A 3,778-nucleotide genomic window follows, 5' to 3' on the forward strand; every position below is an offset into this window, starting at 1 on the left:
GATTAATTCTGACCTAATTATTTAACATCAATTATATTTCGAGCGAGTAACCAAACCACCAACAAAAGCACCTAAAACTGTTCCTGTCCATAAACCTGCCGTACTTCCTTGCCACATTGCCCCAGGGATAACAGTCACATTACATAATTCCTTGACTCCTACAATTTGATTTTGGCAATGCTGACTGCGAAAATGCATTGTAATTTGCCAACCTGTAAATCCGGCAAAAATCCCCGATGCGATCGCAATGCTAGAACAAATGAGAATACGTTGTTTTTGCATAAACAATAGTTCATAATTACCCCATCGTAGAGACGACCCACCGGGTCGTCTCTCTGTATTCCATTGTATTATCTTAGAGGATGTTTGAAAAGTACCCCGAAATGTCATGCTGAGGCACGTTCGCGTAGCGTGTCCCCTTGGGACTCAGCATCTCAATATACGCATGAAACGCAAGATTCTAGCCTGCGGCAACGCGTAGCGCGTACGTTCCGTAAGACTCCACTCAGAATGACAATTTATACCTTGTCCGACTTTTCAAACATACTCTTAAAGCAAAGCTTCTAACCAGTATTTCTCATCCCAGCAGCAATCCCATTAATAGTTAATAATGCACCTCGTAACAACTCACCTTTACTGTAACGGGAATGAATCACACCAGACGTATTGGTATTCTTGGATTGTCGCAAGCGCTTGAGCAAAGAAACCTGAATAAACCCCAGAGGTACAATAGTACCATTACGTAACTGAACCGAACGTTGTAAAGTTGGATCGCCATCAAGTAGATGGGCATGTTTGGTAATTTTTAGCACTAAATCGCGAGTTAGGTAAAATTCCTTGGCAATTTGCTCAAAAACCCCTTCACATCGTTCCCGATCTTCAGGATGAGATAACTCTTGAACATAGTGATGGGCTATTTGCAAATCAACTTTTGCTAGGGTCATTTCCGCCTTAGATATTAACATCTTAAAGAAAGGCCATTTCACGTAGAAATATTGCATTAACTTTAGATGTTCTTCCGGTTCCTCATCTAAAAATTCCCGCAAAGCTGTACCCATTCCGTACCATGATGGTAACAAAAAGCGAGTTTGTGTCCAACTAAATACCCAAGGAATAGCCCGCAAACTACTCAAGTCTTTTTTCCCAGATGGACGACGTGCTGGACGAGAACTGATTTGTAACTGGCTAATTTCTTCGATCGGGGTGACTTGGTGGAAGAAATCAATGAAATCAGGTTGTTCATAAATTAAAGCCCGATAGTGTTGACGCGATCGCGCTGATAATTCTTCCATTATCTTGTTCCAGGGTTCGATGTCGTCAAAGCCTGTTCGCAATAAACTAGCTTGAATTACTGCGGTAGTCATTGTTTCCAGGTGATATAAGGCTAAGTCGCGCAATGAATATTTGGATGCTAAAACTTCACCTTGTTCGGTAATTTTAATGCGTCCATTTATACTATGTCCTGGCTGCGCCAAAATAGCTTCGTATGCTGGACCTCCACCCCTTCCTACTGAGCCACCACGCCCATGAAATATGCGTAAATTAATACCATGTTCTTCCGCAATCTCCTGTAAGAATTTTTGAGCCTTGTGAATCTCCCAATTACTGCTTAAAAATCCCGAATCCTTGTTGCTGTCAGAATATCCCAACATGATTTCTTGGAGATTGGGAGTCAGGGGGGAAACAGGAAGAAGAGATGGAGAAAGGAGAGTAGAAGCAGCTTTTTTCCCATGTTCTCCAAGTTTCCCTGTCTCCCCTTCCATGACAGCGAAGCCACCAGCTAACAAAGCCCGATATAATGGCAATTCAAATAACTGACGCATTACATAGAGAGATTTTTGCAAATCTTCGACGGTTTCAAATAGGGGTACTACTTGAATAGCACCAATTGCTGTACCAGGGTCAAAAAGTCCGGCTGATTTGGCAAGTAGTAATACCTCCAACACGTCGCTGACTTCGCGACACATGCTGATAATGTAGGTTTGGCAAACATTGTAGCCAAATTCCTGCTGGAGAGAACGAATTATCCGAAACGTCTTGATAATATCGTTGGTTTTATCGGAGAATGGTAATTCTGCGGGAATTAGGGGACGACGGGTTTTGAGTTCGCTAGTTAACCATTCGACTCGTTCAGCTTCTGATAATTCGTTATAGGGTTGTTTGAGAATTCCCAAGTATTCCAGAATCTCGTTGATTGCATCGGAATGATGGGAAGATTCTTGACGAATATCTAGCTTGGTTAAGTTAAACCCGAAAATTTCAACTTGGCAAATGAGATTTTCCAGTTTTTGGCAAGTTAACCCGGTTTCAGTGATGTTGCGATGAATTAACCGTAACTCCGCTAAAAACTCTTCTCCTGAATGGTAAGCGGGTTTAGAATCGTCTTTGATAATTTCGCCTTTTTGGAGTGAGGAATTGCGATCGCGGGTATTTTCCAACCGTTTGAGAATATACGATAGTTTGAGTCTGTATGGTTCTTGACGGTAGCGTAATGCATGTTCTTCGTAAATTTCGCTAAGTTGGGATTGTTCTAACTCTAAAGATTCCAGCAAGTCTGGAAGTACATCGCTCCACTGCATCGATATACTCAATAATTCCCGGAGTTGCTTAATCGCTTGAATGTATTTTTCGAGAACAAGATTGCGCTGATAACAAGCGGTTTCCCAAGTAATTGCAGGTGTTACCGATGGATTTCCATCCCTATCTCCACCAACCCAAGAACCGAAGGTACAAAAGCTTTTTTTCGGTGGTTCCAACCAGGGGAATGTGGCTTGGAGAGACTGCTTTAAGCGTCGGTATAAATGGGGAATACCATCGAATAAAACTTCCTCAAAATAGTGTAAAGCATAGTCAACCTCATCTAACACCGAAGGTTTGAATTGGTGTAACTCATCAGTTCTCCACCACATGCAAATTTCTTCGATTAACTGCGATCGCAGTTCCTCAGCTTCCCAACTATGTGCCCCAAAATCAACACCCAAACGCTTTTCTAAAACATCAAATTCTTGTAATAATTCCACGACTCGCCGTTGTTTGCCACGAATAGTATGGCGGACAATTTCCGTAGGGTGCGCTGTGAACACCAACTGTACATCTAATTGTGCTATTAATCGTTGAATCAGTTGCGGCGGAACGTTGAGCTTGAATAACTGGGGAAACAAAGCGGCAAAAGTACCCTTTTGTTTGTTATCATCTTCTGCTGAGTGTCGCCAACTTTTTGTCAGCATTTGCACACCTAAACCACCATTACTCACAGCAAACCCTTCCTCTTGATGGGAATGAGCCTGCAAGTGGCTAATATCAGGTAGAGTTATTTCTCCTGGTTGTGGTTCGGCTTCGTACTTTGTTAATTGCTCTCTTTGTTCGTAATCCTGTTCAATGATATTGATTAACTGAAAGTACAGGGCAAATGCCCTTGTCGCGCGAATTGCGTCATTAATACTCAGTTGTTCGATTAACTTAAAAACAGATGAATCCTCGTCTGTTGTTGCTTGTCCTTCTGGCGAACATAAATCGCGTAATTTACGCAATAAATCCACCATTTCCTGACCACATTCTTGCCGTAGCACGGTTTCCCATAACTCCTCCATGATTTGGAGACGATGGCGTAGAAATAGATCGGAAGTTGGGTAAGCATTCGCATCCCGAATAGAAGAGTATAAAAGGGAACTCATGTCTTCTGTCGTAGTAGAGCCGATAAGAGGTTATTATTGTTTATTTTGAAATTTATGGATAGGGAAAGTACCACAAAATTTAGAAATAAGTTTGTATGATTTTA

At 41.8% G+C, this 3,778-nt stretch carries 2 protein-coding genes; both read right to left on the bottom strand.

Features of this window, described 5'->3' with window-relative positions:
• Positions 1-27: 27 nt before the first annotated feature.
• Positions 28-282 carry a hypothetical protein gene (locus CK510_RS27725; RefSeq protein WP_095724718.1) on the bottom strand — a complete coding sequence of 85 codons (255 nt, stop codon included), beginning with the start codon at positions 280-282 and terminating at the stop codon, positions 28-30.
• Between the two features lie 281 nt (positions 283-563).
• Positions 564-3,674: a phosphoenolpyruvate carboxylase gene (locus CK510_RS27730; protein ID WP_095724719.1), complete on the bottom strand. Its 3,111-nt coding sequence runs from the start codon at positions 3,672-3,674 to the stop codon at positions 564-566.
• Positions 3,675-3,778 lie beyond the last annotated feature (104 nt).

The organism is Brunnivagina elsteri CCALA 953 (assembly GCF_002289455.1).
Classification (GTDB): Bacteria; Cyanobacteriota; Cyanobacteriia; order Cyanobacteriales; family Nostocaceae; genus Brunnivagina; species Brunnivagina elsteri.